We start from the raw sequence: 4,603 nt of genomic DNA, 5'->3' as shown, positions 1-4,603 counted from the left end.
AATACTTTAATGGTGTTTGCAGTAAACCAGTTCAGTTCAAAAGCCATTATTATGCCAACTATCCGAAGCAAATGCTTAACGGCTTCAGACCGGCTCACATTTGTTTCATTTTACTAATATCTCCGAATAGTCAAGATATTTACTAATTAAATAATATTTCAGGTAAAAACAAAGATAACTAAATTATTTTCAAAATTATCAGATATTATTTACGATAAATATGACCAAGAGGTTTACATATTTAAATATGTATATTAAAATTATTGCGTTTTTATTTTTGAATTATCTGAAAGCGAAAAAGTTACTATAAAGAGCAGGAAATAGTTAACCCATAAAAGGAATGAAGCTTTGCCGGACCTTTTCTTCTCCATTAATGTCTCTTAAAACCCAATAGTATCTATTTTATATTCCCGAGCTACAGCAATAAACCAATGATGCAAGAATCAATATAACGAGTGTGCCAATTTACGCAGGAACAAAATATTACGGTTAAAAATCAGCCCTGATTAACCTAAATAGCGGTTAGGCTAGCGCCCTATGTTCTTTCGCGTTTATGCTTCCCGGCTTCGCTTAAGTATATTTATAATTCCCCACCTTATTTAAGCTGATTGATTGGGGCACTCCTGCTAAGTGCCACTAATTTGGGCGGCCAAGCACCTGCTTATACAGCACCCTGGCTGTCTTGCTCCGCTTAAAAAGTTGTTTACTTTAATCACTTATAAATACGGCAGCCTAATATTAGCTGGGCAATTTCGCTGCGAAAGCTACGCTTCATTAGCTACCAGGCAAAAGAAGGATTAAGCATTATTAAGTCACAACCGAGTAGAAGAAGCAGAATGAAATAGAACCGGCATTAGAAAAAAGATATTAATACTTAATTTTAAAATATTAATACTTAATCCGAAAGAGCAGATTTGCAATATTCTTAATTATGCGTTAATTTAATTGTTCGAAAGCAGGTTAGAATACAGATTAAAATAAAAAATTTAAATATAATAACCTATATTTAATTAAATATTACAATGATGGTTCTGGATAAAGTAGATGAGGCCAACCTTAATAAACTGAGCAAGTTTGATTGCAAAGAATATCTTACTTATTTAAGACAGTCATTAGGGCAGGAAAAACAGAAGGCCGTTGTAAACGACATGCGCCGCACCATTCATATGATTGAGGTTCGGTTGCGGAAACTCAACGAAAATCGTTAAAAACAGTCCTAAACGGCTTAGCCATTCCGGCTAAAAAGCACTTATCTCTTTCGCTTTATTTCTGTGCTATCTTAAATCATCCAGCAATGCAAACATCTCTTTTAGCTTAATAACTAAGCTATAAGGCTATCCGGATTATATTTAAACAACTTTACGCAAACCTTTTACAGAACCAAAGGCCACTTAGGCTTAGTTTTACCTGTGCCGAACCAGGCTGCGCACCAGTACCAGAAATATTGCTTCTTACTTTATCTGCTATATTTTGCCGGCAATTTCCTAACACCTAACTTTATTATTTTCAGGCCTTTCCGCATGAACCTTGCTTCTTTTGCATGTGCCTGAGCAAAAATTCCTTAGTGTTTCTGAACGTGATTACCCCCTCCTGTTGCACCGGGTACTTACCTACGTAAACTCCTGGTTTTATGTACTGGCTTAAGCCTAGCCATATAATAATGTTTTACTTACCAGTTCAAAAAATTATTACTGGTACGGCTGTTTATTCTTTTAAAAGACTTCTAAAAACTCCCCGCTGCATTTTTCGCCAGTATTCTACCCTAACACATTTTGCTGAAATAAAAATATTTTTCTGCATTTATATTTAATATATATATTTTACTATATTTACAGAAAATTTTAAATATATAATTTAAAAATTTAGATATAAACTGTATTAATGAGCACCCACCAACACCGGCTCCTAATCTTGATAACTGCATTAGCCTTTATTATACCGCTAATAATGCTCCTGCTGCCTGTACAAAAATATTTTTCGTTTTTGCCTCTGTTTAACGGAACACTTACCGGACCCATTGGTGCTACTTTCGGCGGCATAGCTACCCCGCTGCTTTTGCTGGCCGGTATCCTGATTTTATTTGAGGCCGTTAGAGAACGCCGGCAGGCCACCCTGGTGCAACAAAGCGCGCTGGCCACCGATAAAGAAAAGGTTCATGCCGAAGTAGCAACCCGGTATATTCTGGAATTATTTACTCTGTTTAAACAGGAAAACGACAAGTTTAGCCCCGAAGAAGTAGAGAAAGCTTTAAAAACCATTTCGGATACGCACCAGAATTACCACAACGGCCAGATTGCCCCACTCATTTTTACCAGCCACCTGCGCTATTTATTAAATACTTCTGCCGTGGGCCAGCACCTGCACCATATTGCGCGGCTGCTCACCCATTTAATTAAGGTAGTACGCAGCAAACAGGCCGTTTTATCCGCCGAAGATTATGGCCTCATGCTTTCCTTCCTGGATGGTTTTCATACGGCCATTTTCCCGCAGCTAAAAGCCTTGGTGCAGCTTAACCAAACCTGCGATTTGTGTGGCACCAATCCTTATGAATATTTCGGCGGCAAAGACCAGATCCGGGCGCTGAACAAAGCCCTGGCCAGTATAAATATTAAGCCATATAAACTTTAAGCAATAAAGCTCCGGAAAGCAGCTAAGAATACACTTTAGTTTAATTTGAATTTACCTCTTACGAATAATTCCAGCTAAATAAATATGAAAAACTACATACTTAAAATATTATAGTGTAATAAACTAGCCTGGTAATGGCACCCGTCTAAACTAATACTAGAAAATTAATATAGCCTCAATTCACCAGTACAGGCACTAACAAATGCATTAACTAATTGTAAAGGCCGATTCTATAACTTTTGTTATAAATTAAAAAATAATATTCCTACATTAGGAACATTTTCCATAAACAGGAATGTTGCAACCGCAGTTTCAATTCAAATGCTGTTTTATTAAACATCTGACATTATTTATAAATCCGGCATGAATATTATAAAGCATCTGTAACGATATTAATAAGAATATATACTTTTTAAATATAAAATATTGACAGCTTTATTCTATAACTTATCTGAAGAACCTACCGGTTTAGCGGGCAGAACGTATGGTTCATCGAAATTATATCCTGCTTCTTCTTTTTAAGCCCATATTTGTAACAGTAAAATAGCATCTAATCAATAAATCCCTTGTACAACACACAATTTAAACAGAAAAGCCTCTTGTTACTGGTTAGGCCCCAGGTATTAGTAAACCTAATAATCAACTAAACACCATTTAAAAACTATTTATGATTAAACACTTACCCCCCCAATTAAAGGCAAACGCCAGACGCTACGGCATCTTGGTTTTCCTTTTCATTATCGGTACCGTAGGTGCATTCGCTTTAGGCGATGCTTACGTAGATGCCGGATTACCCGCTCCAACAGTTACATCTGATAAAGATGATTATTCTCCGGGTCAAATTGCGCACATTACCGGTTCCGGCTGGACGTTAGATCAAAAAGTCCATGTAGAGTTAAAAGAATATCCTGACTATCCTGATTATCATGTATATGATGTAGCCGTTGATGCTAATGGTAATTGGAAGATTGATTACCAAGTAGAAGAAAGGCATTTAGGGGTTACGTTTACTGTTACAGCTAAAGGAAGTCAAAGTGGAACTACAGCAACTACTATTTTTACTGATGCTGGTTTCAAAAGTAATAGTGTTATTGTTTCTGGCTCCTCATTTTGCGTAGGCCAAACCCCAGTCAATGTTAATTTCGAAGCTGTTGCTGCAGGGGGAGCTTTTGATAATGGGAATGTTTTTACTGCTCAACTTAGTAATTCATCAGGAGATTTTTCTTCGCCCATAGATATTGGAACGTTACCATCTAAAACAACTGGTACTTCCTTAAAAATTGAAGCCACTATACCATTATCTACTCCTCCAGGAAAGGCTTATAAAATTAGAGTTGTTTCCAGTAACCCTTACATTATTGGACCTGAAAATGGTATACCTCTTACAATTTCGGCCCTACCAACAACAGCCAATGCAGGGGTAGATCAACTTAGCCTTAGTGGCACTTCAACTACATTGTCTGGCAATACGCCTTCAGTTGGAGCAGGTACATGGAGCATTGTAAGTGGGACAGGTGGTTCATTTGGTTCAACAACTCCTACAACTTCTACGTCAACTAACCCAACAGCTACTTTCAATGGGACTGCTGGCGAAACTTATATTTTACGTTGGACCATAACTAATGGCGAATGTTCTTCTTCAAGAGAAGTAAAAATTTCTTTTAGTTCTACCACTTCAACAATAACTTCTGTTGCTAGTGCTTCAACCACTTATGGAAATACTTCTGTTCTTTTATCCGCTACAGTTTCTCCAAAGCCAAGCGGAGGTAATGTTCAATTTTATGTTAATGATGTTGCGGTAGGTAGCTCTGTAGCTTTAGAAATTTCAACTGGAACAACAGGAACTGCTACTTATAATTACAATCCTAGTGCCTTAAATGCTTCGAGTGCTTCTGTAAGTCATACTATAAGTGCAAAATATTTAGGTTCGGGATCCTTCACAGCAAGCCCTATTAGCTCTAACGGTACTTTAACC

3 protein-coding genes are annotated in these 4,603 nt (G+C 37.1%); all 3 read left to right on the top strand.

Annotated features, from left to right (window positions below):
- The first annotated feature begins 1,022 nt into the window (after window positions 1-1,022).
- Entirely contained in the window at window positions 1,023-1,208 is a 186-nt protein-coding gene (locus AAE02nite_RS25930; RefSeq protein WP_146905758.1) for a hypothetical protein, read from the top strand.
- Window positions 1,209-1,947: 739 nt separating this feature from the next.
- Window positions 1,948-2,628, top strand: coding sequence for a hypothetical protein (locus tag AAE02nite_RS25925; RefSeq protein ID WP_146905755.1), 681 nt, complete (start codon window positions 1,948-1,950; stop codon window positions 2,626-2,628).
- A 667-nt stretch (window positions 2,629-3,295) separates the two neighbouring features.
- Window positions 3,296-4,603, top strand: a 1,308-nt coding sequence (locus tag AAE02nite_RS25920) for an Ig-like domain-containing protein (RefSeq protein WP_146905752.1), incomplete at its 3' end; no start/stop codon positions are given.

This window comes from Adhaeribacter aerolatus (genome assembly GCF_007991635.1).
Lineage (GTDB): Bacteria > Bacteroidota > Bacteroidia > Cytophagales > Hymenobacteraceae > Adhaeribacter > Adhaeribacter aerolatus.
This window is presented reverse-complemented; position numbering and strand designations above follow the sequence as displayed.

Coding starts and splice junctions, on each gene's coding strand:
- AAE02nite_RS25925 (WP_146905755.1), top strand. CDS start 1,948: ATGCTCCTGCTGCCTGTACAAAAATATTTTTCGTTTTTGCCTCTGTTT.
- AAE02nite_RS25930 (WP_146905758.1), top strand. CDS start 1,023: ATGATGGTTCTGGATAAAGTAGATGAGGCCAACCTTAATAAACTGAGC.